We start from the raw sequence: 23,940 nt of genomic DNA on the forward strand, positions 1-23,940 counted from the left end.
AGACTATCGCGTGATCTGTAGTTACTCAAGGGATGAACCTGGAGATGTTAGAGTTGCTTTGTCACGTGGTTTCGTCGCCCCTGGATCGTATCCTGCGTCTTGAAGGTTCGAAAGGACATCGTGGATGGTGTCGAGTGTGTCGTACAGGTTTTCTGTGGTGCGGCCGCTGCTGAGGAACTCGTTGCTGTCCGTGTTCTCGACGAGGAGGTTGGCGTGGGCGACGTCGTTACGAAGGTCAGTGACTTCGTGGAGGCGGGAGTCTGCACCGCCTTTCGTAGAGAAGTCGCAGGTTTGCCAGCAGGCTTCGACGCTGGTGACGATGGTTTCGAGCGTGGAGAATTGTGCGTAGTGGATCTCGTCTAACGCGACGTTGGCGGCTTGTGCGTCTTCGTACCGGTCTTCGATGTCGTCGAGTTCGTCTGCGGTGACGGGCGTGGTTTTCCAGTCTGGTTTCGTGTCGAGGATGAGCTCGCGGAGGTGTTCTTCGAGGTAGGTGATGCGGTCGAAGAGGTAGATGCGTACTGGGGCGGTGTTGAGATCGGCGCGGGTGAGGATGCCGGTGATGTTGTTGTGGCCGCCGAGAAAGTAGACGGGTTGCTCGATAAGTGCGGACAGGACGTCTGTGAATGAGGAGTCGCCGCTGATCATGTAGTCGATGGTCAGCGGGGTGAGGTGGTCGTCGAGGGTGTCGCCGTCGTCGTCGGTTGTGACGTCGTCTTTGTGGATGAATCCGATTGGGCCGTCGTCAGTGTAGACGGGGGCGGCGTCGTAGCCGTTCCCGGCGAGCCACGCGGCGGCGTCGCTTGGTGGCGTGTCGTGTTCAAGATGTTCGACAGAGTGCGTGGCGAGTTCGGCCGCGGTGCAGTTGTAGAGGTCGCGGGGCATACCGGCTGGTGGGGACGCAGGGATAGTCAAAATGAGGGAACATGCGGTGTAGTCGCGGATCGAGGCATCCATCCACCACAAAGTTAATGCCTATAGAACATATTTTTCAATTTGATTATGCTCAAAGGGCATTTCAAGTCGGCGGGGGCGAGTATCGAGTACGGTGCTGCTCGCTGTCTCTTCCCCGTCGATGAGCTGGATGCGACGGTGTTCCAGTACCGAGATGCCCAAGTCGCGCTTGACGACGTCGATGGATCGAACGTCATCGTCGTCGCCCCGACGAGCCTTGCAACCAGTTACTTCCTCACCCAGCACGCGCTCACCGCAATCCGCGTCGACAGTCTCTCCACCGCAGTCCGGACACAGATCGCCGCTGCGCTCGACGCTCGCATCGACACGTTCGAGCTCATTCAAATCGGCAAGTGGAACAGTACCAGCGCGAATCACTCGCTCGCCGAATTCACGGAAGCCTGAGCCCCAACGCTTGGACGTACGGACTCAGAAAACCCCAGCAGGACACGACTACCAATGACCGAGACACTCTCCGATGAGTACCCGGAGGCCGCCCCGTACATCCAGCAAGCCATCGATGAGCACGGTGAAGACTGGGTGCTTGAACACTACTACGAGCAACTCTATCTGCTGGGACGGGTGATGGAGATGCCTGAAAAGGACGAGCTCCCTTTCTACGATCCGGACGAGCACGACACGATGACGGAGGAAGAACGAGTGGAGATGTACCAAGCGTGGGCTGAATACCGGGAGAATCTTCGTACCGGAACGAAACCTGACGAGTAACTACCTCCCTACATTTTTCTCAGCGGTAGTTCTTGAGTGACGTATGGATTTGGATCGGGCGCGTGGGGTGCTACTTGGGCTAGCGTGCGGGGACGCGCTTGGCCGGCCAGTCGAGTTTGCGTCTACCTCAGCAATCAGTGCTGAACACGGACGGCTCGACGAGATGATCGGGCACGGTACGTGGAACCAGCCCGCCGGGACGATCACCGACGACACCGAGCAAGCGCTGTGTATCGCACGAAGTCTTGTCGAACACCAAACCTTCGATCCGGCGGATGTCGCTGACCGGTTCGTTGCGTGGTACGAGAGTGGCCCCTTCGACATTGGAGGGATGACGAGGCGGGCGCTCACCCGGCTCAAACGCGGCGACACGTGGGATGAGGCGGGCCAGCAGGTCTGGGAGCAAAGTCAGGAAGGGCAGAACGCGGGCAACGGGAGTGTGATGCGGTGTCCGCCGCTCGCCATTCCGTACGCGAGTGACTGGGATCGGCTTGTCGAGGTGAGTCGGCAGTCCTCGCAGATCACGCACGCTGACCCGCGATGTACTGATGGCTGTGCGATTCTGAATCTCACAGTGGCTGGTCTGCTCGAAGACGTGGACACGCCGTTGCAGGACGCGCTTGAGTACGTCGGTGCGGACGCGCCTGATGAGCTCGTGATGGCACTCCGACAGCTCGCGCGTGGTGACTCACCCAGCAAGCTGGAGACGTCGGGATACGCCGTGCATTCGTTGCAGACGGCACTTCACGACGGGTTATTCGCGGACAGTGCCGAGGACGCGATTGTGACGGCGGTGAATCGTGGCGGTGATACGGATACGATTGGGGCGATTGCAGGTGCAGTCGCTGGGGCGCGGTTCGGGGCGTCACAGCTTCCGGATCGATGGCTGAGTGCTATCGACGAGACCGACGAACTCGAAACGCTGGCTGAGCGACTCGTGGAGGTGGCGTGATGTACGTGTTGGCGTTCGACCGAGACTGGACGGTGGACCTGAATCCGCATCCTCGATGGGAGGCGGTGCCGTTGGAGTGGGTGCGGTACTGGGCACACGAGGCCGGTCACGAAGTCTGGGCGATTGGGAATCAGGACCTCGTCGAGGACGCTGACATTGCGGGCACGGTAGAGTCGATTCGGCGGCGTGACGGACACGTCGATGCGCTCGGCGAACAGGACGAGTACGGGTACTACGAGTGGTGGCCTGAACGTGAAGAACGCCTCCGGATTCTCTTGGAGTTGTTCCCGAACGCCGAGGGGTACATCGCCGTTGATGATCTCGATTTGGGGCACGTTGATGGCTGGGAGCACTTCCACGCGTGGAACTTCGTCGAGTATGTCCGACAAGGCGAACTCGGTCTGTCAGCACCGCCCTCAACTGGTTTGAGTCCGGATGGCGGGTTTGAATCCGGTGACGCAGTTCGGGAGGTCCTTGCCGACGGGTACGTGTTCGAACTCACACACCGGACGGACGGTGAACAGAAGACGCATCTCGTCACGCATTTCGAACCGGATCGCCCGTCGATGACGCCGTTGAAAGGCCCGCCAGCGTTCTGGTTCGAGACTGTCGGGAACGACGAGCGGTTCTCCGTTCGGCTCCCCGAGATTGAAGCGTTGCAGCCGGTCCCGTACGACCGCCTCGCTGACCCACTCGCGGGGGCCGCGTTCGCAGCGGTGCGAAAGCAACTCGAAGAGGACCCTGCGTCGGTAGATGAGGAACTGCTCCGGACGATGCTGTCTGATGCGGCAGCGGACGCGGCGAGCGTGGATCGCCGTAAAGCACTCCGTCTGGCGATGACTGCAGTGAAACACTGTGACGATTCTCGGGAGGTCGCTGTCGATGCAACGTTCGACCTACTTGCTGACGAGCCGTCGGCGCTCGACCGAGCGGCGCTCCAAGCACTTCACGAAGCCGCGACGGACGACCCAACGGTGCTGAAAGATCACGTTGGTGACCTTTCGGCGTATGCGAGTCAGGACTCGATGTACCAGGCTGCTGCGACGCACTGTTTGATGGAGTTGGCGGAAGCTGACCCGACCAGAGTCCTCGACGCTGTCCCTGCCTTGGAAGCGGCGGCGACGGCAGAGACGGAGGCGACACAGAGTTACGCGGTGTACGCTCTTTCCAGTATCGCAGCCAAGTATCCTGAAGAGGTGTTCCCAGCGAGAGACGCCTTGATCGAGGCAATGCAGAATGAAGATGAGACGACGCAGACGAACGCGTTAGCGGCGCTCGGGAAGATCGCGTCGAACTACCCGGATGCCGCAGAACCCATCGTGGACGAGCTGGTGCCGTTGTTGGACGACGACGCGAAACGCGTTCGAAACAATGCGGTCGGATTGCTCGGTGACCTCGCGCAAGAATACCCACCGATCGTGATTGAGTATGCTGATCGGATTGCTTCGCGGTTGGATGACAACAATATTCAGGCGCGTGTGAACGCGTCGATTGCACTCCAGCGAGCAGGTGAGGCAGATCCTGCTGCGATTCGAGCACAACAGAATCGGTTAGAGGCTGCGTTGGAGGATCCGAGTCCGGAAGTCCGGGCGAATGTGTGCTCGCTGATTGGGAATGCGAACGTTAGCGTGCCTATCGAGACGCTTGAAGAAGTGAAAGAGAACGATCTAGACGAGACAGTGCGTGACCGAGCGGCATGGGCGATCTCACGGCTAAACTAAGATACATGATGATTGGGGTCAGGAGGCGTACTGGAGTTGAGTAGGGTGGCGAGGGATCACGTTTGGTCAAGGACGAGTGCCGACCGATTCGGGTAGTAATAGTCGGTTCATCAGGGCGGCTAGCGAACCTACCCATACACGTCAGCATGGACGCCTCGGAGCGTCTCCATCATCTTCGGGACCTGGTCTTCACTGGCGTTGAATTCGTAGAGCGCTTCCTCGCCTTCTTTCCAGTCAATCCGCGAGGCCTCATCCTGTAGAATTGCTTCACGCTTATCGCCAGGTAGGTCAATCAGGATTTCACCCCACTCTAGGCTCACACCCGTTTCCGAGAGGTTCACATCGAACTCCGCGTCGAACGTCTCGCCCTGAAATTCGACCGGATGCTCGATCAGCAGCCAACAAATATCTCCGAGGTGAGGGTCTGGAAGTGGCTCCGTCCCTAAGTCTGCTGCGACCTGCTCACAGAACTCATTCAGTTTACCGTCGTCAGGAACATCGGACATGCGTCTGGCTTCTGATGGTGCTAATATCAATATACTTGCTGAACTCTACGATCCGCTGTCCGGTCGCACCTTCCCGTCAATAGGTTGCGTCAAGAATAGCGAGATCCCGTTCTAATTGAGGTTCGACTTTGGGGCTCCGACAGTCGATGTCGAGTTGCTCGTGTTGCCAGTGTCGACCGTCCTTCGCATTCCAAACCCCGTAGACGGTGACTTTCGGGAGCCGAATGACACCAAAGAGGATTGCAAGGTAGTACAGTAATTCAGCTGCCTGCGTCCATGTTCCCGTGGATTTCCGAGGGATGTCTATCGGGTAATCGATGTGCTGTGCTGGGACGCCAGCGTTGATGCTTCTGTCGACGAACCCGTGATCGTTGCTGAGTAACACCGCTTGCTTTCGACTGTTCTGGTTGAATTCTTGATAGGCAGCGACGATTGCTTCGTCACCGGTGTCGCACTCTATGACATCGACGGTTCGGTTGGTTCTCAAGCGACGGTACTCGTAGAGGCCGAGGAACCCTTCCCGGTTGGATCCGGCAGGCTGGTTGTCGAGACGTGTAAACACCTCGCCGAAGGCTTCGGTCAGCTCGTGTGTATTGTACTGCTTGTAATGCCAGTCCAACTCTTCTTTGACGCCAGTTGCGAGTGCGTACCCGTTGGTTGGTCGTCGATCCCGGTCGTCCGTGGCTCCTGTTTCACTGTCGATGCCCAGAATTTCGGGGAGTCTCCAGGCTATGATGTTGGCATCTAACCCGAGTACGACAGGGTCGTGTCCGGCTTCGAGATCGGCATAGCCGTGTCGTTGGATGAATTCGCCGACATCGTCGTGGTTGGCGAGTTGAACATGGCCGCTAGCGACTGCTATGCGGGTGTACGTCTCAGCATCCGGCAAGTCTTCGTAGGCGGGCTGACCGTGCTTTGCAGGGATCGTTTCACGATTGTCCTGGTACGTCATCGTGCCCTGCGTGAACTGGACCGTGGCTTGTCCATCGTCCTCCAGTTCAATTCGGACGAGTTCGCCGATGTCCTCGCAGGGATGCGTGACAGGGATCGATTTGACGTCCTGATCGTACAAGGCGTTCAGCAGGACCATCAGGCGACGACGCTCGATCTGCATTACAGCACCTCCTTAAAGTCGATCAAGTCGGTCGCGGTTCGCGGGATTTCAACGTAGAATTGCCCGTAATATCCTCCTGCTTTCCGGTGGAAATAGAAGACGTGGTCGGCGTCAAATTTGAACCCGGCCTGGAACGCGATGGCAGACATGAATTTTCGTCCAGGAGTGACGTCGACAGCAACCGTATCGCCATTCTCCCGAGCTGTTTCGATAGTAGACCGGTAGAACTCGATGATACCACGGAAGTCTGTTTCGTGATCTAAATTGTGCACAGAGACGTCGGCGTCTCCACCGTACGCCTCTATGATGACTTCGAACCGGTCGGTGGCGTCTGAGACAGGATTAGCAACTCCTGGATTCGAAAGCACCCATAGTTCCTCCGGGACAAATCCACGGTCGCAGGCGGCCATCAGTGGATTCAAAATTCCCGGCATGGTGGGAGTGCCATTGGTCACCCAGATACGAGCCATTAGTTATTGAGAGTCATTCCACTGTCAATAGTGTTCGCGTGTTCCGACGCAATACCTTCTCTCCTTGGGTGACAGCAGTGAGCGTCGGGACCCCGGGTGTTGGAGAACCCGCCGGACCTCGGCGCGGCTTGGGCTTTGCTCTCCGTTGCCCTCGCCTGGATCGGGTCGCCGAATGCGGTGGTGACGGCCGCGGAGACAGGAGCATTCGTCACGGTGCCGACGGTGGGATATCTCTACGACGTGTGGGCAGAGCGCCGCGAGCGCCGGCAAACCTCGCGGCAACTCGGTCCGGGTCGTTGATCAGGATAGGCGCTCGATTTTTTCCTTGTCAGCGTCGGTGAGTAGGTCGATATTGTGTTCATCCCCGATATCACCGATGTTCTGCAGTAGTTCGAGCGCCATCTCCTCGTTGCCTTCTTTCAGGTGGTATTTCGCTTGCTTCCGCTGGACCTTTGCAACCCCTTTCTGGCCGTCCCGCCAAGAGAGGACGTCGAAGTAGTACTCTTTCGCCTTGTTGAGGTGTGACCACCACCGGTCGGTGTCGCCCTCTTCCTTCCGGAGTTCGCTTGCCCGGTTCCAGTAAGAATCGGCGAGATCGCGGGCAACACGTTTCTTCTCGTTTTCGTCCTCGACCAGTTCGTAAGCCGCTTCCAGTAACTCGACAGCTTCTGCAGGATCCGCATCTTTGCGTTCTTCCAGCAGATCTTCGAACCGTTCGGCGTTGTCTAGTTCTTCGCTCCGCCACACCGTTTCGCCGTCGGGGGAGATCCCGCGGTATCGTTCATCGCCATCAAGGATGTACAGGACGTGCTCGCCATCGATGTATCCGAATTCCTGTGCGGGTGCGTTGTAATCGGATTCATGCCGGGCGGCGAGCTCGCCGCGTTCCAGGTCAAAGAGATAGACTGCGCGGTCGGGGTTGTGGGTCGACGTTGACGCGTACCGGCCATCGTCTGCAATCGCGCACTCCCAGATATTGGCTTCAAACTCGTGTTCGATGATAATCTCACCGGAACCGTCGACCACGGCGAACTCTCCACCGAGCTCCTGATCGTCGGCCGGCCCGATATCGGTGACTGCGATCACACCCGTGTTTGCCACCGCGACGTTCTCCGGCCGCGTGACGGTGATCGCGTAGTGTGTCTGTCCGTCTGCATCGAGAAGGACGACAGGTGATTTATCGGTCACCGCGGATCGAGCGTATAGACACGTCCAATCACCGTTTGGCGAATGTTCCTGTTCGAAGGTGACGCGTTCCCCCTGGTAGGTGCCGTGAACGAACCCGGTTCCAGACGTATCGTCGATCACCAGGTCCGGCTGAGATTCCTGTGGAGGCTCGGCTTCTTGCCCGGAATCGCTTCCACGGTCGAAAATCTTGTCGAGTAGTCCCATGGGAAATAGATCATGTGATGAGGATTAAAGATTGGTGTGCGGCGAATAGGCGGTATGTGAACATAAGTAAGCTCCAAATGAGATATGGATTTTAGACATAGGTGGGTGTTAGTCTCTGACAATCACCTATGTCGGAAGGTCCTATTGTCGTTGATCCCGGCCGTGAAAATCGGCAGGACAAACTGCCATATCCGATTGTACAGTACCCCGCACACTACGGTGTGTTCATCGGCTTCAAACCAGAGCCAGAGGGTTGTCTTCATTTCTGCAGCTGTGCGAAGGACGCCATCCGGAATTACATCCGGAATGAAATGGAGAATCCAGCTGTCTCTGGCCGCACACCAACGGTTGAGAACATTCTCACCCGGAAGTTCCCCGAGGACGCCCTCGACCAGGTCCAGGACGTGGGTCTCGACTCACCGGACGCTACCGTCAATGAACTCAACTTTGCCGACCAGCTCTGCCACCGCTGCAATGGTGTCGTCCCCGAATATCGGTACTGCCACGAGATGTACGGCACCGTCTTCATGCAGAAACACGGCTGGTACGTTAATCAGCAACAGTACGAATACGGTGTCTGCGGCGGGAACGACTATCTACACGACGTCCTCCCCGAAGATATCGCCGACATCGTGGACGATGGCTTCCGCGACCGGATCGAGCGATACGAACACCTCCGGGAGAAGAAATGGGAGAACGAACGGGAGATCCGAGAGGAGAAAGAACAAGCGATTGACAAAGTCCGCGATGAATTGCCTGACGATATCGACCGGGAAGAGCGGTATTGCCGGATCCGCGAAGTCCGGGAACCCTACGAAGAGATGGAACCACTCCCGCAATGCGAAACCGAGGAATTCGACGAGCTGCAGGAGCAGATCCAAGCGGAGCACAAAGAGATCATGGACACTGTCGAGAACGAGGTCCGACAGGCGTTCGGCCACTACAAGAAGGGCAACCGGTGGACCAGCGAAACCATCCTCTACCAGATCGTGGAATCAAACTATCCGGAGCACACAATCGAGCGTCACTACCGGCCGGCCTTCCTCGACGGACTTGAACTGGATATCTTCTTGGAAGAGGCCAGGGTCGGGATTGAATACCAGGGCATTCAGCACTACGAGGCCGTTGATCATTGGGGTGGCGAAGAAGGCCTCAAACAGCGGCAGGAGCGCGACCAGAAAAAGATGGAGCTGTGCAACGAGCACGATATCGAACTGGTGTGCATCCGGCACGACCAGGAACTGACGGACGCACTTATCGACCGGAAAATCGACCCGCTGATCGAGCAGTGATGGCAGCGTGTGGTGTCAGGCGGTGGCCGACCCTTCCGCAGAGGACCGCCGACGCCGGTACCGAAGACTACCGGCGACCGCCATCCCGAACAGGATCCCGGCGCCGTGTGCCACGATATTGGTCAACCCACCGCCGGACGTGATATCGGATGGGAGCGACGCGGCGAATCCTAAGACGCTGACCAGGATCGCCACCACGAGCACTAGACTCAACCGGCCGTTCGCCTCACCCCAGTCGGACAGTTCAGTGGCCGATGCCACGTACTCGGTTCGTGTACCGGCAAACATACCGACGATGATGAGCAGACCCATTACGATGGCCACGATCCGGCCGGTCAGGACGCCGAGCCCCAGCATCATGTACCCGAAGTAGAGGCCCATCGACAGCATGGCCACCGGTTCCTCCTGTTTCTGTGCGAACGTGTAGAGGATGGACATGAGCAGGAACCCGGCCAGCGCCCCGACAACGCCGGAGAACCCGCGATCGTTCTGGAGCTCAAGGTCTAGGATTTCGTAGAATGCGATGTAGCTGCTGGCGCTGATGATGAACGGTCCGACGGCGAAGATGATGGCCAGGCCTGTCCAGAATCGGCGTTCCATGCCGCGGTAGATGTGGAGGATCCAGCAGGGGACCACCAGGAGCAGGTAGCCGACGGTGTTGCCTATCAGGTGGCCGTCGCCGGGGCGGTGGTCGTGGACGAGGGCGTTCGTCCAGAAGTTGTAGAGGCGTGGATTTGTGTGGTCGAGGGCCAGGGATTGCTGGAAGGAGAGGGAGGTGCCGTAGTAGATGACTGCCAGTAAAGCGGGGATTGCCAGGAGGACGAGCGTTTTGAGGTGGCCCCTGGCGGTTATCTGCGGTGTCTTTGGCAGATTCATCACCTATCAGTAGTACGGCTGTTCATAAGTTAGTTGCTGAGAGAATTCAGTTTTGATAGCAGATATGCTAGGTGTGTTTAGCGAGTACGAGCGAACGGGTTACTTATATAAACGTGATTTGACACAGTTACTGTATGGCAATTAGCGGACTTGCTGAATGTGATCACGGTTTGCGACCGAGCGCTTGAGATTGGGACGCCAGACGAAGCGAAAGGAGGGTTCGAAGGGCGGAAAGACCGACACCGCAGGAAACTGGACGGCTAACACGGTCCGTTTTGAGGGTTCTGGAGTTATTTATCGTTGGGTGACTCTTGGTCTTCTCAATCGATTCGGTCGTTCGTTCGAGATCGTCAGGATTCGATGTCCGATCCGATAGCTTCGGCGGGAACGGCACTCCGACACTCGCACGAGCGTCTAAACACGGTCCTTTGGAGAGTGTCGGACCTACTGTTTCGACGGAAGCTTTTCGGACTCGATTTTGTGGCGGGTCACTCTCTCTTTAGCCCGTTTTCGGGCAGCATCAGCATCCGCCTCCGTGAAGTGCTGGTCAAGGACAGCTTGAGGAGACCGCGCACTCCCTTCAGTCGGATCGATGCCAGCTAATTCGAGTAGCACGTACCGGAGGTAGTACTCATCGAGAGACTCCGAATCATCATAGATGGTTGCGCGAAGGCCCTCACTTCCATATGCCCCGCGGTGTTCGATAGTCCTCGTTTCATGGCGATCGATGTCGACAATTTCCCGTTCAACCAGCAGATAAGTGTGACTCATTGTATTCCACTTGCCGTGGTAGAGTTCAAGTTTGAGTCGCGTTCGCTCCTCATCATCGTAATCCAGTTTTCCAGATGTCATCAGGTTCCACGGCATGGTGTCGAGCTCGAAGTCTGTGCGAACGTCGGTGTCACTCGATGGGCTCGGACCCACGAGGGTGCAGAGTCGTTTGGACTGAGCTAGCACCTCCTGAATCTCGTCAATATGGTGGTCGACTGTTTCCTCGGGAAGCTTCAATGTCTCCGCGATCTCCTCTTTGGTGTGATACGTTTTTTGCAGAGCGAGGATCTCTGCTTGCCGCGTTGACAGCGGTGTCTCTTCTTCGAGATACGTTGCGTGGGTTCTCCAGCCAGAATGGCGTAGCATCGTTATTAGACCCACATCATGTAATGAATCATATCGGTATAAAAGGTTGGAAACTGAGGGGAAGAATCGGCCGATTAAAGAGGGCACAGCTCTTTTACCGGGCGAATAGGATTTCTAGACATCAGCGACGTGTGTGGATTCCATAGAAATCATTGTACGATTTGTTTGGTCGACACTCGTCTCTAGCTCGCTCCCGAGGAGAGGTGTGCGGTTGGGGGCGGGACAACTTTGCGATTTTTTAAGTGGATCAATCGCCGAACCGAGCCTGCAATGGTGCCAGAAACCAACGGCGAGACCTCTGCAACGGGCGATCAGAATGCGAGGAATGAATCCCGGCGACCCACGCAGGTCCGGTATCCCGACGATATCAAGCGATGGTTGATCGGGCTGCGACGACGGAACGACAGTAGGGTGCTCAGCACGGCCGCGCCGATGTCCTCGGAGGCCGTCCGGGAGGCAGACGAGAAGAAGACATCGAAGATCCAACGCTCGGCAACACAGCAACTTGCCGCCCCCGAGTAGTGTCGTGGCCGTTGTTGAAACCTACAGTCGGTGAGGGGGAGCTACTGTACCCGTTGACAGACGAGAGAAGACTGAATGATGTCGTCGTTCGGGGAAGACAATGTATTCAACAGCGTTATCCAAGGTCTGTTTGATTATCGTGCTATGGCGGAACAACTCTCATTGAAGCAACTTTGCCAGTACACCTTCGCAACCGACGAACGACTCGCTAAAATGGAATCCGGGACAGAACTTGACGAGGAGCCAACTGCGTTTACGGCGTTCTATCATCGTGACCGCGGCGGCGTCGAAGAGGACGTTCTGGTACGGGATGTGAAGGAAATAATCGAGGAGTCGAAATGGGGTCCGCTGCTGGACAAAGGATTTGAGCGGATTGCGTACCTGCTTGAGGGGGCGAATACCATCCCGGTCGGAGAAAAAGAGAACGGCGACCTCTATGAACTTACCTACGGTAACGGCAAACCAGCAGCCGGGGATAAAGTACAGATCCAGTTGCGGCAGGAGTAGGGGAGGGGATCGGTTTAGCCCTTCGGCACCCGATAATACTGACGCGCTGAATACAAGGTACTAACTTACCGAAGATTCAATATCGCTTCAGTTGCTGCAATCAGAACCTTGCGTTCCTCAGAAAGTTCAGGGTGTTCTTCCCGAACATCAAATTCAATGTCATTAAATTCACTCATATAACTCATTGCGACCTCGCGCTCCTGATTCTTGTTGTCATTTCGAATGTTTACCCTTACGCTGTGCCACGGCATATCGTCAGGAAGCGGAGTCACTTCAACGTCCCACTCGTCACCGATACCGATGAGTTCCAAATTTATAGGTAATCTCGAATGGCTCCAAGTGTCGGAACTATCCTCTGACCATTCTGTGGGAGCCTCTGAATCTGACATTCTCGGCTATCAATTCAAATCAACAGATTATAAGAGTAGTCCCTGAACCCGCCATTAAACCGGATTGAAAGATTGAGTACGACGAACGACAGGTTACTGCTGGACACACACTGAATTCAGCACGACTGCTGGAACCTATCATCAACTGAGGGTCTCAACGAGGACGGAAAGGTCAGAAAGTACGGCTGGAGCGCTCTTTGTCTGTGAGAGTCGGATAGAATGCGTGGAGGTCGATATCCTGGTACAGTCGTTCATCTAAGTCATCGACTACTGTGATACATCTCTCCGACATTTTTAGCAGGTCTTCCCAATCAGAGATGTATAGAATCTGCAGAGGAGAGTGGAGGAAGTCGTGGCGGTGAGACCTTACCCGCTTCACTTTATCGTGACTTAACAACCCGGTCTCATCCATCAACCGAGCCATGTCGGTGATAGAGGACCTCCGACTATTCAACCACTGCATGATCTGTGTACCGTACGGCTCTTCACTGTCCTCGTCGAGAGCACGGTCTCGGTTCTCTTCCATCCACTCCAGAATTTGGTACCCTTCTTCCGTCTCATTTCGGAAGTGGTGGAAGCACAGAATCGGAACTCCTGCCTCGAAATAACTCACTGTCAAGCTATGTAGTTCGTACGTCTTCAACCCGACACCGCCGAAACTGAACTCCATGGGAAGATCCTCATTCTCTGCCTCTTCCCATTCCTGCTGTAATTCCTCATGCAACCGGTGAACTTCATTGTGGAACCCGTCAAGGAATGCCAACGATAATGCATTCTTGACATCATCCGGCATATCGCTTGTATGCCAGTCACTGGACTTTCCATCCTCATCACCGACTATCTCAGAAAATTCCATGGAAGCACAGACAGAACCGTGCCTCAAAAATCCACCTCAGCAAACTGATCCAATGTCAGTCTCCAATCCAGTGGGCATATACTATACCAGAATAGCCAATCATCAGTTAGCCTATTCTGAATTAGGCTATTCGAGAGTTTTATCTGGTTGGGCGTCAGTCAGAGGGTATGGAGCGATTCGTGGATCGGGAGGATGAGCTCAGTCGGCTTCGAGGGTGTTACGATTCTGACGACGCTGACATGGTCGTGATTTTCGGTCGTCGCCGCCTCGGGAAAACCGAACTCGTCCGAGAGTCACTGGAAGGCCGCGATGACGCCATTCTGTACCAGGCCACTGAAACAACTCGGCAGATCCAACTGGATGCGTTCGTGGACGTGGCAGCAGAGTGGTTTCCGGGGATCGATCGGATTGAGGGCGAGTGGGGGTCGTTGCTCGGCTATCTTGCTGACCAGGATGCAGTCATCGTACTGGACGAATTCCCGTATCTGATTGACGCTGATGAGAGTCTCCCGTCGGTGATTCAGCGATTGTGGGATCAGGAGTTGCGTGACACGGGTGTGACGCTCATACTCGTGGGGTCATCGATCAGTATGATGGAAGAAGCGACACTCCTCGGGAACAGTCCGCTGTATGGTCGGTTCACCGAGAAGATTGATCTGCGCCAGCTTGATTTTGCTGCTGCGCGCACGTTCTTCCCCGAGAGCTATTCCGCTGAACAACTGTTCCTCGCGTGGGGTGTGTTTGGTGGGACGCCGTACTATCTGGACGGCGTCGATCTGGACAACGATCTTGGAACAGTCATCCAGCAGTCGCTGCTGTCACGGCAGGGGTTCCTGCATGACGAGCCGGAGTACGTGCTTCGTACTGAGCTGACCGAGCCGAACCGGTACTTTGCCATTCTGAAAGCGATTGCGGCCGGGAACACGACATCGAATGAAATCGCGCAAACGGTCGGGATCGATGGCAAGCAAATTTCGACGTACACGCAGAAACTGGAGCGGCTCCGACTGGTCGAACGAGAGGTACCGGTGACCGAGGACAAGACCAGGTCACGCCGTGGTCGGTACCGGATTCTCGATCCGTTGTTCCGGTTTTGGTTCCGGTTCGTCTATGGAAACGAAGACCGCTACGAGCGGTTAGGTGCTGACGCCTACGAGACGGTCATCGAACCGGAGCTGGCGGACTTCGTGAGTAGAGCATTCGAAACCCGCTGTCAGGATATCCTGCCTGACCTGTATCCTGAGACGATGTTCACCGACATCGGCCGCTGGTGGTACAACGAGTACGAGGTGGATGTGGTCGGGCTCGCTGCAGACGGGACGATGGTGACGGGTGAGTGTAAATTCACGTCTGCGCCTCTCGATTACAGCGCGCTCGCCTCGCTTGAAGACCATACTGATGAGATTCGGTGGTCGCCTGATGGGAGCGAAGTCGAGCACGAGTTTGCGCTGTTTGCGCGGAACGGGTTCACGCAGTCTGTTCGTGACGCGGCCGCTGATCGTGACGACCTGCAGTTGTTCGACCTCGAACAGATTGTTGACCCGGCAAATTCGACAGCGTAAGTGATCGGCGACTAGCTGGTGACGATCGCTTCATTGCTATCTGTGTGTTGTTGATCATCGATGTGCATTAGAAATCATCTAGTTCTGTTTGTGTATCTATATACTGAGCTTGATCGAGGACGTTGGACATCACGTCAGGCAATTCATCCAGTGGGAGCAAGTCCTCAAAGTCGCGTGTTGCCAAGGCTCGAATCGTCTCTCGTTCCTCCTCGTCCGGTCTGTAACTGACTTCAACGTGCTTCTCGTTCTGCGTTCCGGCTTCGTCAGCAACCAGTTTCAACTGGACTTTGTTCTTCCGCAAGACCTTGTGGTATTGAGTGTGCCAGCACTGCCGGAGGTTCTGCATGGTAAGGGGACTCCCATCCTCGCATCTAACTCCTGCTTCCACACAGAGTGCCTCCAACCAGTTATTCAAGGTGTTTGCAGACCGCGATCCTGATTCCGTGTCCGGGTTCGGGAACGGCTTCCCATTCCAGTTCTCCCGTGTCACCTCCATGTAGTCACGGAACGCTGCCAGAAACTCAGGATGTGCGAGTACCGGAACTTCTCCGGGTAGGTTCTTGCGGACCGGGAATTCGATGTATGGATCATCATCTAAGATCCAGTGCTCTCGACAGTTGGTGCGAATATATTCCCTGGACCGAGGCCCGACCCCGACCCCAAGAGTCAGCAAGCCCATCATGAGCACTTGCCATTCTCGAAGCCCGTGGCGTGTAGCCAGATTTTCCACCGGTTCCGTAAGATTACGCCGGTCAGGAAGTTGTTTAAGAGTCTCCCATAGTGTCTGTATCTGATCGTCAGTAGGGGGATCTGGATCTGTGTCGGGTGTCGTGTCGAAGTCGTACTGTCCTTCGACTTCCACAACGGGGTTCTGATCAATCCGGGTTCGAGGTTTAGCGTACTCGTAGAAGTCCTTCAGATAGCGGGTATAATTCTCACCAGCACCACCTGATATTTCGGCTTTCAATTTATCCAGCACAGCCTCCATTTTCACGTTCCGGTCCTGGCGCTCGGGTTCCGTATCGTACCGAGCGAAAAACAGAAGATCATCGATTTCATGAAGATCCTGCATTGCTCGCAGAACTGTTCTCATCGCAGACTCCATCGTTGAGAGGGTATCGTCTGCATCATCATTTCTCTCCCTTCGAGAATCACGGTACCCGTTGAGAAGGTTGATCGTCTCTTCGTGCGTGCTTGGCCACTCACCGTCGCCCTGATGTCCGAAGCCCCGCTGTTGAAGGAAACGGTGAAGCGTCATTTCCGACCCAAAATGACGCTTTATCGCCTGGCTTAGGCCGCGGGTTTCGAATCCTTTGGCGTTGAGGTAATCATACGTCGGGAGATGAGTTGGATCAAGCCCGTCGGCCCGCAGGTGCTCTTGGAGTGTAACTGGAAACTGTTTCTCCAAGTATGTCTTATGGTATTTCTCTGCGGGCATTCTCACTAGAACTCTCAGTCCTCGTCGCTTCGGTATTCACGGAGCCGCTCAAGGTCTTCAACGACGGATGCGACCGCCGGGTCGTCTCCGTACTCAACGAGAGCTGCGAGAGCGAGCGCTCGTGGAAACGTGCTGGAAGAATGTTTGATGATCCGTGAGAGCGCTTCAGCATTCTCGTTCACGTACTGCTCAGGATCCGTTGAAGTTGTCATATCAGGATAATAGGGCCATAGGTGAGTGAGTCCTCTCCTGTGGAGCCGGCTCCACCCCGAAACAATTATATACGAACTGTCGGCAGCAACTCGCTTGCAGACAGAGGTTTAAAAGCGAGTAGTAAAAAGACGGTCTATGAGAAAAGAAGATATCATCGACTTACTCAAGCAGCGGCCTGGATACGAGGTCGTTTTCTTGTTACTCCAGTCGGATCAGAGGCGGAAAGAGTTAGCTGCGTACGCTGGTACGGATGGCGGAACGCTTCAAAGGTGGTTGAGTCTGGCTGAACAAGAGGGCTTCATCGCAAAAGACACGTTTCTCAGTAACGATGAGAAACACGTAGAGTACTCTCTTGACTGTTCCATCCCATCTGAGTTGATCTCTCTCATCGAAGAACGGGGCGGAAACGGTCCGAGGGACACTCGAACTGAGTTCGCTGATACCGCAGGTATCCATCACTGGAACAACTCAAATTCCTTCTGAACACGACCAGATCTCCTTCTATTGCGTGATCGGTCCCTCACTTCACTTGAAACAATTCTGGCAAGGATATGTGGAAAGTCTCTTTATATGAACGCCGACTGAATCTTATACACCTATTGACATTGAGACTGTACCCGTATATTCGGTCAATTGTTGAAATGCCCTAAACTCCCAAACCCTGACACGCGACGAATTATTTTCGGTGGGTATCGGATGAGCCCTCCCTATCGTCGGTTTGATGATCAACGCTTCACCGCGATCTCGACTCACGTCATAATCGATTGGAAGTCAAGATAAAACATCAAAACTGAATATGTGACAGGCCAGCCCTCTATTCTGTATCTTTTCTTTCATATAGTCTTTTATTGCTAGTTGCTACGTATATTCTGTATTCAGCCGCGGATTCGGGTTGGATCCTCTGGTTTCAGACGGGTTCGGAACCCTGTTGTATACCCGTAGCTCTCCCAATTCACTCGGTTGCTTGAACGAAGTCTTTGGCCGTACCGATGACCTCGGCATCTCCACCGAGTGTCTCAATTAAGGGCTCCAGTTCTTCAACTGCGTCCAGCAGTTCTGGATTCTCCTTGGCGATCCGGAGCAGTTCTCGGCGTTGCTCGGACTCCTCTTTTTCGAGCTTGTCTACTGCATCGGGTTCCAGCGCCTGGTGACACCAGACACAGAATGGTTCGTCGCGCGGAGTCTGCTTGTCGCACCGAGGACACGTGAGCGGTGTCCGATCCTCCGTTTTCGCCGTCTGCACATCGAGTCCTTGGAGCTCTGCGTACTGGTTGTTCTCGTTCTCTGGACCGAACTCCGCGATGTATCGCCGCGCGTGGTCGGAAGTCGCTGTTCTGCCCTGCCGGTCGTTGATGAACGACTCGTTCGCGCCCTGTTTGGCGAGCCAGTACGTATTCGACTTCCGGAAGTTCGTCGGTGTGACGGGTTTGTCGATGTCGGCACGACGTCCTGCGTCTTTGAACCGGCCGAGGAACGTCTGGTAGCTCGCGTTGTCGTACGCGTCGTCGAGGTTGCACCAGAGGTACGCCTCGTCGTCGTCCGGTGCGGGGTGCTCGCTGAGCCACTGTTGTAAGTAGGGCACGCTGTTGATCAGGGTAACCGAGTGTTCCCCCTGTTTCCCGTCGAGACTGATCTGAATCCCGTGGTCAGCATCGTTCACCTGTCCCATCAGGACGTCGTGGTTCTCCTCTCCTCGGGGACCGAGTTCGTGGGAGACGGCGATGAGGGCCTTGTCGCGGTGGTTGGTAGTTCCCTCGACGGCCATCTTTTTGGCTTCCTCCCAGTCCAGCATGTCCGACCGGCTAGGTGAGGGATCGTAGGAGTTGCTTGTGCCAGTGGGAACCCACGCTAACGAGTCCGGCACCTCATCATCAGCCATCTTGAGCGTCCGTTTCCCGAAGATTCGAAGCGCGACTCGGTAATCTTGGTTGGTTTCTTCGCTGAACTTTGGGACGCCGCGTTCTCGGTTGATCCACACGACGACTTCTTCAGCAGCGTCACGACTTTCGAGCGCGTCAGCGAGTCCGCCGACCTGCTCCGCCATGATGACGCAATGTCGGAGTAACTTGAGGTGCCTGTAGTCGGTATACTTCGAACTCAGTAGATCGAGCTGCCGACTGAATTCGAGGAGCGCCTCGGCGTCGTCCTCGGAGATCGATGGTGCGTCCTCGTCAGGTTCCTCATCGGCCATACCTGACCGTTTCTTGATGCGTTCTTGGAGGTTCTCGATTTGGTCTCTGGTTCCCATCTCTGCTTATATATTTTATTTGCTGGGCTTTAACCCTTAGCCATAAAGCCGGCCCTTGGCTTTCTTTCCGAGCCGTTCGCGAGTAGCGGTGGTCGCGTCGATCCGAATCAGGAACGACGAGCGGTTCGGACAAGTCATCTCGCTGTCGACGCTGTACCGGCGGAACGGCGCGGGAGTGCTGGGCCTACATACCTCCGGACATCCAGGAGACGACGACACCGGTGCCGGGTTCGACGGCGTCGGTCGGTGTGACCTGGACGACGCGGGCCCACGTGCCGCCGGGCGGAACGTCGTAGATCTCGCCGGAACAGTAGCAAGCGACGGTGATGTCGCCGGCGTGGCCGTCGACGGGATGCCCCGAACGGGTGTACGCCGTCCAAGAGAGGTGGTCGTCGTACTGTCCGACGAGTGTTACAGCCAGTGGCTCACCGACAGGAGTCGTTCCGTAGTGGATGTCGCGCGCGTCGGTCTCCAGGGTGTCGAGGGGCTGTGGATCCGCCGGGAGTAGCGACACTTCGTTGAGGTCCTGTGTCTCGTACGTTTCGGTCGCTTGCGGTGTCGCGTCGTCGGGCGCGTGATACACCTGCGTCGTGAACGGCAACGGCCCGTCCAGTAGATGGTAGCCGATGAGCACTTCGTCTTCGGGGACGGTGACCGCGTCGGTCAGCGTCGCGTGGAGTTCCTCGTCGTCGTGGGACTCGTGCCACTTGACCGGCGAAGCGGTGTCGTCTGCCGAGCTGGTGCGCTCCACAGTAGCGTCGTCTCGCGCTCGCGGGCTTCGTGAGTCGTGGGTGTGCGCGTGCGTGCGATCGGTATCGCCTGCCGTTTCGGCTGTCGACTCACGCTCGACTGCGCTACAGCCGGCGACCCCGACCGCCAGGGCCGCACCGAGCGCGCGGAGGGCGCGTCTACGTGTGGGGCGTTCTCTTACGGAAAGAGGTTTCACTGACCGGTCCAAAGTAGTTGTGGTGATGACATTAACGGCAGTCGAGGGGGTGGTCGGATCAGTTCTCTCCGGGTCGTGGCGTCGGAAGCGAGCGGTGGCGTCGCGGCGGGACGAGGAAGTTGCCGCGGCGGCGGACGAAGATGTACTCGAGGATGCCGTTGTTGACTCGCTGGCGAACCGCGGGGGTCGCTTCCGCGATGTCCGCGCCGTTCATCGCCTCCCTGACCTCCTCGAACGCGGAGATGTGGCGCTGGAGCGACGGGAAGTGGAGGCTGGCGACGGCCTGGTCGGAGCCGATGTCGTCGGTCGACTCGAAGTGACGCCGGAGGAGTCGGACGTCGCCGCCGTCGTCGCGGTTCGCTCTGGCGGCCTTCTGCGCGTGGCCGACGCGGCCGTACTCCCTGGCGTGTGACGCGATGTCGTCGACGAACTGGTCCACGCCGCTGTCGTCGCCGAGGTTGGTCCCGACGCCGTCGACGAGGTTCTCCTCGGCGTGGCCGGGGCTGAACATCTCGGCGACCCGCTCGAACCGGTCCTGTTCGCCGTACCAGTCCTCGAGTCGCTGGCGGACGTTGGCGATCACTTTCGTCGTCCCGTCGGCGAACGGTCCCTCGTCGATCGTCACGTAGTCCTCGGTCGCCTGGTTGCCGGCGAAGCCGGCGGTGAAGCCCATGAACAGCGGCGACGCTTCCGGGACGGGCTTCGTGTCCGGGATGCCCGCGACGTCCTGGTTCTGGGCGGGGAGCCCCTCGCCGACGAATCCGGTCCGGCGGGAGTCGACGGTCGCGACGTCGGTGAGCCGGGCCTCGACCGACTCGCCGTTGGCGCTAGTTCGGTCGCCGGTCAACGCCTCGTCGGCCTCCAGCACGACGTCCGGGCGGTTGCTGGCGAGGTGGACGACCGCGTCCTGGGTGTCGAACGCCGGGGTTTCGAACCCGGAGAGGGCGCGCGGCTCCGGCAGTTCGACGCCGTTGGGGAGGTCGGCCTCGAAGCGGTCGAAGTACGAGGGGGAGTAGGCGACAGTGTGGAGCAGGCCGTCGGCGCTCCACTCGTAGGCCCGGTCGAGCGTCGAGAGGGCGGCCTCGAGCGTCGAGCGGTCGTCGGCGGTGGGTCGGCCCGACCGGTCGACGTTCACGTAGAGGAGCACCTGGTGAGACGGGAGGACGGAGTTCCCGCTGTCGTCGTGCGGGACGTGCTCGCGCCAGGCGTGCTGGCGCGGTGGTTTCGCGGCGGGGTCGCCGCTGGGGACGGATTCGTCGTCCGTTCGGTCGAGACAGGCCGACAGCGCGGCGGCGCCGCCGAGTGCGACGGCGGCCCTAAGGAACTGCCGGCGGGGGAGGTCGGACGCGGGGAGCGGCATGCTGTTGGATAGCGAACCGTTCGACAAGGTGGTTTTGGTCGCACCGAGTCGGGGTCTCACTCCGACCGACGCCGAACTCGTGCGGAGGGCATCGAAGCTGGATCGTGGAGTGGTCACACGGCGCCGTAGCGGCGGAATTGGTAATCATTATACGCAGGGCCGCCCGACCACCCGGGTATGCAACGACGAGCCGCCGCGATATATTTCGTGTTCTTCCTCGTCATCGGGGCCGGCGCATACGGCCTCCTCCAGACGGCGGAAGAGCCGACCATCACGATGGACGGCGAGGCGTACACCGCGGGCGACACGGTGACGCTCGACGACCGCGAGTACACCGTCGCCGAGGCCGACTCGGGGAGCGGCGAACTCGCGTGGACCAACGAATCGGCGGTCCTCTCGACGACCATCGACAACGGGAGCGAAGTGCCCGTGACCGACGTGCGTTGGGAGGACCAGTCCGCGCGCATGGAACAGACGTTCGAAGCCGGCGCGACGGTCGAGTACAACGGGAGCGAGTACGAAGTGAGCGTCAACGAGAGCGCGGGCGCGTTCACGCTCACGCACGCCGACGACGCGTCGGTCAACGAGAGCTACGCGGTCGGCGACACGGTCGACTACCAGGGGAACGAAGCGACAGTGACGAGCGTCACGGGTGACGGCGCCACCATCGTCTGGGGCGGCCCGTACCAGCTCGTCGTCCAGACGGAGGCGGGGGCGAACCCGACGCAGGCGACGTTCGTCGAACAGCGCGACATCGAGGCGATGGTCCAGGCCGACCCGGCGCTGTACGACCAGATCGTCGAACAGGACGGCGTCCGCAAGGTCACGTACCGCACGAACGACACCAACGTCCCGGTCGAGGAGTACTTCCCGGACGTCGAGCGCCACACCATCGAGGAGGGCGAGACGCTCCGGTACCAGGGTAACGAGACGACTATCGACGCGGTGAACAACGAGAGCGTCGAACTCACGCGCCCGGGAGAGGTGACCAACACGATCAGCTTCACCGAGGGCGGGAACTTCACCGCCGGTGACGAGCAGTACTTCGCGCACTTCCAGGACAACTCCTCGGTCCTGCTGGAGAACACCGACGAACGCTACCACGAGTACCGCGCGGAGGAGAACCGGATCGAGTCTTACAACGAACGGATGGTCGGCCTCTGGGGCATCGCGGAACTCAGCCTCCTCGCCGCTATCCTCCTGGTCGCGACCGCGTTCCTGCCCGTCCGGGGCTGAGCCCCGACGCGCTGCGTTCGCCGGCGGCTTCTCTGACGCTGTAACTCGACGAGAAAGACTGCGCTCACGGCTTCGCAGGCTCGGCCTTCTCACTCAGTTCGGACCGAGCGCTGCTAGTCGGACCTCGACGTTCGGACGTATCTACGGCGAAAAGCGGTCGTTCAGTCGGTTCGGCTGAGCCAGACGAGGAGGGCGCCGATCGCGGCGGTCCCGATGGCACCGACGACCTGGATGACCGACGCGAGCGCGTCGCCTTTCGTCGCCCACGGAGCGCCGGCGAGCGTGGCGATCGCGACCAGGACGAGCAGGACGCCGACGGCGACGCCGATCGGCTCCAGCCGATCCGAAAACCGGTTCGTGACGTTCATACACGACGAGTCGGGACTCACCGCCGTAAACTTCGTGGTTCGCGTTCCGGTCAGCGCGAGCGGTCGTTCCCTTCGGGCGTCCAGTCCGGCGCGTCAGTCTCGGTGGCGTGTCCGCCGTTCTCGCTATCCTCACCGCGCTCGCCCGCGACGCCCTCGGCCACCAGTTTCGCCAGCGGGTCGACGGCGACCGAGAGCCGCGCCGCGACGACGACCAGCGGGCCGAGCGCGACGAGCAGGAACGCCGCGTCGTACACCCAGCGAGCGCCGTCGACGAGCGGCGTCACGGCCGGCGCCAGGCCCGCGTGGGCGACCAGCACCGCCGCGAGGACGACCAGCCAGTGGACGACCGACGCGACGTGTTCGACGACCCGGGCGGGCCCGTCGAGGGCCAGCCGCGTCAGCGCCGCCAGCCCCGAGGCCAGATACAGCAGGAGTCCGACGACCGCGAGCGTCGCGAGCGCGCCGACTACCGCGGCGAGGCTCACGGGCGTCCGCGGTACCAGCAGGTCCAGCCCCGGCAACAGCGACGCGAGTGTCAGGACCAGCGCGAGCGCGCCGACTCCGAGGACGATCTTGCTGACCGATTCGACCGTCTGCGGTCCGACGGCAGTTCGGAGCGTGTCTCCGTCGAGGTTCATGTATGCACTCGACCGCAGGAGACGGGACAGATTATAGGCACAAGTTCGTGAGCCCGGATTTCGGCGAATTAAGGCGGTTTAAGCGTTCTATCGGGGCTCTATACGACCCGTCCGCCGCAAACGACGGGCCGGGAGAGACCGAGCGAACGCGAAGCGTTCGCGAGGGTCGAGAGACGCGACGCGTCTCTCGGGAGTTGAACCACGGCCAGAGCGTGCTCCTCCCTGATTCAACTTCCCCCGGCCGGTTCGTTCACCCATTCGCGTTGCTCACGGGTTCACTGTACGGGCCGAGAGAGAGTTGAACTACGTCGAGACATTCCGGGTCGCTCCCTGCGGTCGCTTCCCGGGCTGTGACTCGCCTACTCAACTCCCTCCCGGTTGCGTTGCTGGTCGCTCACGGGTGTTCGCGACACAGCAACGGGCCGGGAGGGAGTTGAACCCCCGACCATCTGGTTAAAAGCCAGACGCTCTGCCTAACTGAGCTACCGGCCCTCGTTACCCTCTCCGGGAGTTC

The 23,940-nt window shown here is 58.1% G+C and carries 26 protein-coding genes and 1 tRNA gene; 10 read left to right on the top strand and 17 right to left on the bottom strand.

Translation table 11 applies throughout. The features are described 5' to 3' along the window. Nucleotides 1–21: 21 nt before the first annotated feature. Nucleotides 22–885 carry a CBS domain-containing protein gene (locus D1409_RS15430; protein WP_123537888.1) on the bottom strand — a complete coding sequence of 288 codons (864 nt, stop codon included), beginning with the start codon at nt 883–885 and terminating at the stop codon, nt 22–24. A gap of 117 nt (nt 886–1,002) precedes the next feature. Between D1409_RS15430 and D1409_RS15435 the strand changes: the two genes are divergently transcribed. From D1409_RS15435 to D1409_RS15450, 4 genes are read left to right on the top strand one after another with little or no spacing between them, the layout of a single operon-like run. Next, complete coding sequence (locus D1409_RS15435; RefSeq protein WP_123537889.1) at nt 1,003–1,359, top strand: hypothetical protein; 357 nt, start codon at nt 1,003–1,005, stop codon at nt 1,357–1,359. Nucleotides 1,360–1,413: 54 nt separating this feature from the next. Next, nucleotides 1,414–1,683 carry a hypothetical protein gene (locus D1409_RS15440; RefSeq protein ID WP_123537890.1) on the top strand — a complete coding sequence of 90 codons (270 nt, stop codon included), beginning with the start codon at nt 1,414–1,416 and terminating at the stop codon, nt 1,681–1,683. A 43-nt stretch (nt 1,684–1,726) separates the two neighbouring features. Beyond that, complete coding sequence (locus D1409_RS15445; RefSeq protein ID WP_123537891.1) at nt 1,727–2,635, top strand: ADP-ribosylglycohydrolase family protein; 909 nt, start codon at nt 1,727–1,729, stop codon at nt 2,633–2,635. Next, nucleotides 2,635–4,356: a HEAT repeat domain-containing protein gene (locus D1409_RS15450; RefSeq protein ID WP_123537892.1), complete on the top strand. Its 1,722-nt coding sequence runs from the start codon at nt 2,635–2,637 to the stop codon at nt 4,354–4,356. The genes D1409_RS15445 and D1409_RS15450 overlap by 1 nt, the downstream gene beginning before the upstream one ends. A gap of 128 nt (nt 4,357–4,484) precedes the next feature. Here D1409_RS15450 and D1409_RS15455 read toward each other — a convergent pair whose 3' ends face one another. From D1409_RS15455 to D1409_RS15470, 4 genes are all read right to left on the bottom strand, one after another. Further along, nucleotides 4,485–4,862, bottom strand: a complete 378-nt coding sequence (locus D1409_RS15455; RefSeq protein ID WP_123537893.1) for a hypothetical protein — start codon at nt 4,860–4,862, stop codon at nt 4,485–4,487. A 76-nt stretch (nt 4,863–4,938) separates the two neighbouring features. Continuing rightward, a complete protein-coding gene (locus D1409_RS15460) occupies nt 4,939–5,976 on the bottom strand; it encodes a hypothetical protein (RefSeq protein WP_123537894.1) in 1,038 nt (345 codons plus the stop codon). Further along, on the bottom strand, nt 5,976–6,446 hold the full coding sequence (locus tag D1409_RS15465; RefSeq protein ID WP_206425088.1) for a CRISPR-associated ring nuclease: 471 nt from the start codon (nt 6,444–6,446) through the stop codon (nt 5,976–5,978). The genes D1409_RS15460 and D1409_RS15465 overlap by 1 nt, the downstream gene beginning before the upstream one ends. A 300-nt stretch (nt 6,447–6,746) precedes the next feature. Beyond that, complete coding sequence (locus tag D1409_RS15470) at nt 6,747–7,838, bottom strand: hypothetical protein (protein WP_123537895.1); 1,092 nt, start codon at nt 7,836–7,838, stop codon at nt 6,747–6,749. A gap of 128 nt (nt 7,839–7,966) precedes the next feature. Here D1409_RS15470 and D1409_RS15475 point away from each other — a divergent pair, with 128 nt between their 5' ends. Beyond that, a complete protein-coding gene (locus tag D1409_RS15475; protein ID WP_164471720.1) occupies nt 7,967–9,130 on the top strand; it encodes a hypothetical protein in 1,164 nt (387 codons plus the stop codon). Between the two features lie 15 nt (nt 9,131–9,145). Here D1409_RS15475 and D1409_RS15480 read toward each other — a convergent pair whose 3' ends face one another. Beyond that, the gene (locus D1409_RS15480; protein WP_123537897.1) at nt 9,146–10,006 is read right to left on the bottom strand and encodes a hypothetical protein; all 861 of its coding nucleotides are present in this window, start codon (nt 10,004–10,006) and stop codon (nt 9,146–9,148) included. A gap of 444 nt (nt 10,007–10,450) precedes the next feature. Then, the gene (locus tag D1409_RS15485; protein WP_235853587.1) at nt 10,451–11,158 is read right to left on the bottom strand and encodes a helix-turn-helix domain-containing protein; all 708 of its coding nucleotides are present in this window, start codon (nt 11,156–11,158) and stop codon (nt 10,451–10,453) included. Nucleotides 11,159–11,413: 255 nt separating this feature from the next. On the opposite strand from D1409_RS15485, the gene D1409_RS15490 reads away from it, so the two are divergent. Both D1409_RS15490 and D1409_RS15495 read left to right on the top strand, forming a co-directional pair. After that, on the top strand, nt 11,414–11,665 hold the full coding sequence (locus D1409_RS15490) for a hypothetical protein (RefSeq protein WP_123537899.1): 252 nt from the start codon (nt 11,414–11,416) through the stop codon (nt 11,663–11,665). A 144-nt stretch (nt 11,666–11,809) separates the two neighbouring features. Next, the gene (locus D1409_RS15495; protein ID WP_123538133.1) at nt 11,810–12,172 is read left to right on the top strand and encodes a hypothetical protein; all 363 of its coding nucleotides are present in this window, start codon (nt 11,810–11,812) and stop codon (nt 12,170–12,172) included. Between the two features lie 65 nt (nt 12,173–12,237). Here D1409_RS15495 and D1409_RS15500 read toward each other — a convergent pair whose 3' ends face one another. Beyond that, nucleotides 12,238–12,561: a hypothetical protein gene (locus D1409_RS15500; RefSeq protein ID WP_123537900.1), complete on the bottom strand. Its 324-nt coding sequence runs from the start codon at nt 12,559–12,561 to the stop codon at nt 12,238–12,240. Nucleotides 12,562–12,733: 172 nt separating this feature from the next. Then, the gene (locus tag D1409_RS15505) at nt 12,734–13,417 is read right to left on the bottom strand and encodes a hypothetical protein (protein ID WP_123537901.1); all 684 of its coding nucleotides are present in this window, start codon (nt 13,415–13,417) and stop codon (nt 12,734–12,736) included. Between the two features lie 167 nt (nt 13,418–13,584). On the opposite strand from D1409_RS15505, the gene D1409_RS15510 reads away from it, so the two are divergent. Next, nucleotides 13,585–14,979, top strand: a complete 1,395-nt coding sequence (locus D1409_RS15510; RefSeq protein WP_123537902.1) for an ATP-binding protein — start codon at nt 13,585–13,587, stop codon at nt 14,977–14,979. Nucleotides 14,980–15,046: 67 nt separating this feature from the next. Here the strand turns inward: D1409_RS15510 and D1409_RS24645 are convergent, their stop codons facing one another. Further along, the gene (locus tag D1409_RS24645) at nt 15,047–16,417 is read right to left on the bottom strand and encodes a hypothetical protein (RefSeq protein ID WP_164471721.1); all 1,371 of its coding nucleotides are present in this window, start codon (nt 16,415–16,417) and stop codon (nt 15,047–15,049) included. 14 nt (nt 16,418–16,431) lie between these two features. Next, nucleotides 16,432–16,629, bottom strand: coding sequence for a hypothetical protein (locus D1409_RS15520; protein WP_123537904.1), 198 nt, complete (start codon nt 16,627–16,629; stop codon nt 16,432–16,434). 136 nt (nt 16,630–16,765) lie between these two features. Here D1409_RS15520 and D1409_RS15525 point away from each other — a divergent pair, with 136 nt between their 5' ends. Next, on the top strand, nt 16,766–17,113 hold the full coding sequence (locus D1409_RS15525; protein WP_123537905.1) for a hypothetical protein: 348 nt from the start codon (nt 16,766–16,768) through the stop codon (nt 17,111–17,113). Nucleotides 17,114–17,582: 469 nt separating this feature from the next. Here the strand turns inward: D1409_RS15525 and D1409_RS15530 are convergent, their stop codons facing one another. The 3 genes from D1409_RS15530 to D1409_RS15540 all read right to left on the bottom strand — a co-directional run bounded on the left by D1409_RS15530 (nt 17,583) and on the right by D1409_RS15540 (nt 21,184). After that, entirely contained in the window at nt 17,583–18,878 is a 1,296-nt protein-coding gene (locus tag D1409_RS15530; RefSeq protein ID WP_123537906.1) for a tyrosine-type recombinase/integrase, read from the bottom strand. A gap of 184 nt (nt 18,879–19,062) precedes the next feature. Continuing rightward, nucleotides 19,063–19,629, bottom strand: coding sequence for a hypothetical protein (locus D1409_RS15535; protein WP_206425089.1), 567 nt, complete (start codon nt 19,627–19,629; stop codon nt 19,063–19,065). A 253-nt stretch (nt 19,630–19,882) separates the two neighbouring features. Beyond that, on the bottom strand, nt 19,883–21,184 hold the full coding sequence (locus D1409_RS15540; protein WP_123537908.1) for a DUF7405 family protein: 1,302 nt from the start codon (nt 21,182–21,184) through the stop codon (nt 19,883–19,885). Nucleotides 21,185–21,361: 177 nt separating this feature from the next. Here D1409_RS15540 and D1409_RS15545 point away from each other — a divergent pair, with 177 nt between their 5' ends. Next, the gene (locus D1409_RS15545; RefSeq protein WP_123537909.1) at nt 21,362–22,420 is read left to right on the top strand and encodes a hypothetical protein; all 1,059 of its coding nucleotides are present in this window, start codon (nt 21,362–21,364) and stop codon (nt 22,418–22,420) included. A gap of 161 nt (nt 22,421–22,581) precedes the next feature. Here the strand turns inward: D1409_RS15545 and D1409_RS15550 are convergent, their stop codons facing one another. The 3 genes from D1409_RS15550 to D1409_RS15560 form a co-directional block, all read right to left on the bottom strand. Beyond that, entirely contained in the window at nt 22,582–22,788 is a 207-nt protein-coding gene (locus tag D1409_RS15550; RefSeq protein WP_123537910.1) for a hypothetical protein, read from the bottom strand. Nucleotides 22,789–22,838: 50 nt separating this feature from the next. Beyond that, on the bottom strand, nt 22,839–23,426 hold the full coding sequence (locus D1409_RS15555) for a hypothetical protein (RefSeq protein WP_206425090.1): 588 nt from the start codon (nt 23,424–23,426) through the stop codon (nt 22,839–22,841). 418 nt (nt 23,427–23,844) lie between these two features. Further along, nucleotides 23,845–23,918: transfer RNA gene (locus D1409_RS15560), tRNA-Lys, on the bottom strand. Nucleotides 23,919–23,940: the final 22 nt, after the last annotated feature.

The organism is Halosimplex salinum, assembly GCF_003730195.1.
GTDB classification, from domain to species: domain Archaea; phylum Halobacteriota; class Halobacteria; order Halobacteriales; family Haloarculaceae; genus Halosimplex; species Halosimplex salinum.

Bases quoted from the DNA above. Each gene is read 5' to 3' on its own strand.
- D1409_RS15430 (WP_123537888.1), bottom strand. From the start codon at position 885: ATGCCCCGCGACCTCTACAACTGCACCGCGGCCGAACTCGCCACGCAC.
- D1409_RS15435 (WP_123537889.1), top strand. From the start codon at position 1,003: ATGCTCAAAGGGCATTTCAAGTCGGCGGGGGCGAGTATCGAGTACGGT.
- D1409_RS15440 (WP_123537890.1), top strand. From the start codon at position 1,414: ATGACCGAGACACTCTCCGATGAGTACCCGGAGGCCGCCCCGTACATC.
- D1409_RS15445 (WP_123537891.1), top strand. From the start codon at position 1,727: ATGGATTTGGATCGGGCGCGTGGGGTGCTACTTGGGCTAGCGTGCGGG.
- D1409_RS15450 (WP_123537892.1), top strand. From the start codon at position 2,635: ATGTACGTGTTGGCGTTCGACCGAGACTGGACGGTGGACCTGAATCCG.
- D1409_RS15455 (WP_123537893.1), bottom strand. From the start codon at position 4,862: ATGTCCGATGTTCCTGACGACGGTAAACTGAATGAGTTCTGTGAGCAG.
- D1409_RS15460 (WP_123537894.1), bottom strand. From the start codon at position 5,976: ATGCAGATCGAGCGTCGTCGCCTGATGGTCCTGCTGAACGCCTTGTAC.
- D1409_RS15465 (WP_206425088.1), bottom strand. From the start codon at position 6,446: ATGGCTCGTATCTGGGTGACCAATGGCACTCCCACCATGCCGGGAATT.
- D1409_RS15470 (WP_123537895.1), bottom strand. From the start codon at position 7,838: ATGGGACTACTCGACAAGATTTTCGACCGTGGAAGCGATTCCGGGCAA.
- D1409_RS15475 (WP_164471720.1), top strand. From the start codon at position 7,967: ATGTCGGAAGGTCCTATTGTCGTTGATCCCGGCCGTGAAAATCGGCAG.
- D1409_RS15480 (WP_123537897.1), bottom strand. From the start codon at position 10,006: ATGAATCTGCCAAAGACACCGCAGATAACCGCCAGGGGCCACCTCAAA.
- D1409_RS15490 (WP_123537899.1), top strand. From the start codon at position 11,414: ATGGTGCCAGAAACCAACGGCGAGACCTCTGCAACGGGCGATCAGAAT.
- D1409_RS15495 (WP_123538133.1), top strand. From the start codon at position 11,810: ATGGCGGAACAACTCTCATTGAAGCAACTTTGCCAGTACACCTTCGCA.
- D1409_RS15500 (WP_123537900.1), bottom strand. From the start codon at position 12,561: ATGTCAGATTCAGAGGCTCCCACAGAATGGTCAGAGGATAGTTCCGAC.
- D1409_RS15505 (WP_123537901.1), bottom strand. From the start codon at position 13,417: ATGGAATTTTCTGAGATAGTCGGTGATGAGGATGGAAAGTCCAGTGAC.
- D1409_RS15510 (WP_123537902.1), top strand. From the start codon at position 13,585: ATGGAGCGATTCGTGGATCGGGAGGATGAGCTCAGTCGGCTTCGAGGG.
- D1409_RS24645 (WP_164471721.1), bottom strand. From the start codon at position 16,417: ATGCCCGCAGAGAAATACCATAAGACATACTTGGAGAAACAGTTTCCA.
- D1409_RS15520 (WP_123537904.1), bottom strand. From the start codon at position 16,629: ATGACAACTTCAACGGATCCTGAGCAGTACGTGAACGAGAATGCTGAA.
- D1409_RS15525 (WP_123537905.1), top strand. From the start codon at position 16,766: ATGAGAAAAGAAGATATCATCGACTTACTCAAGCAGCGGCCTGGATAC.
- D1409_RS15530 (WP_123537906.1), bottom strand. From the start codon at position 18,878: ATGGGAACCAGAGACCAAATCGAGAACCTCCAAGAACGCATCAAGAAA.
- D1409_RS15540 (WP_123537908.1), bottom strand. From the start codon at position 21,184: ATGCCGCTCCCCGCGTCCGACCTCCCCCGCCGGCAGTTCCTTAGGGCC.
- D1409_RS15545 (WP_123537909.1), top strand. From the start codon at position 21,362: ATGCAACGACGAGCCGCCGCGATATATTTCGTGTTCTTCCTCGTCATC.
- D1409_RS15550 (WP_123537910.1), bottom strand. From the start codon at position 22,788: ATGAACGTCACGAACCGGTTTTCGGATCGGCTGGAGCCGATCGGCGTC.
- D1409_RS15555 (WP_206425090.1), bottom strand. From the start codon at position 23,426: ATGAACCTCGACGGAGACACGCTCCGAACTGCCGTCGGACCGCAGACG.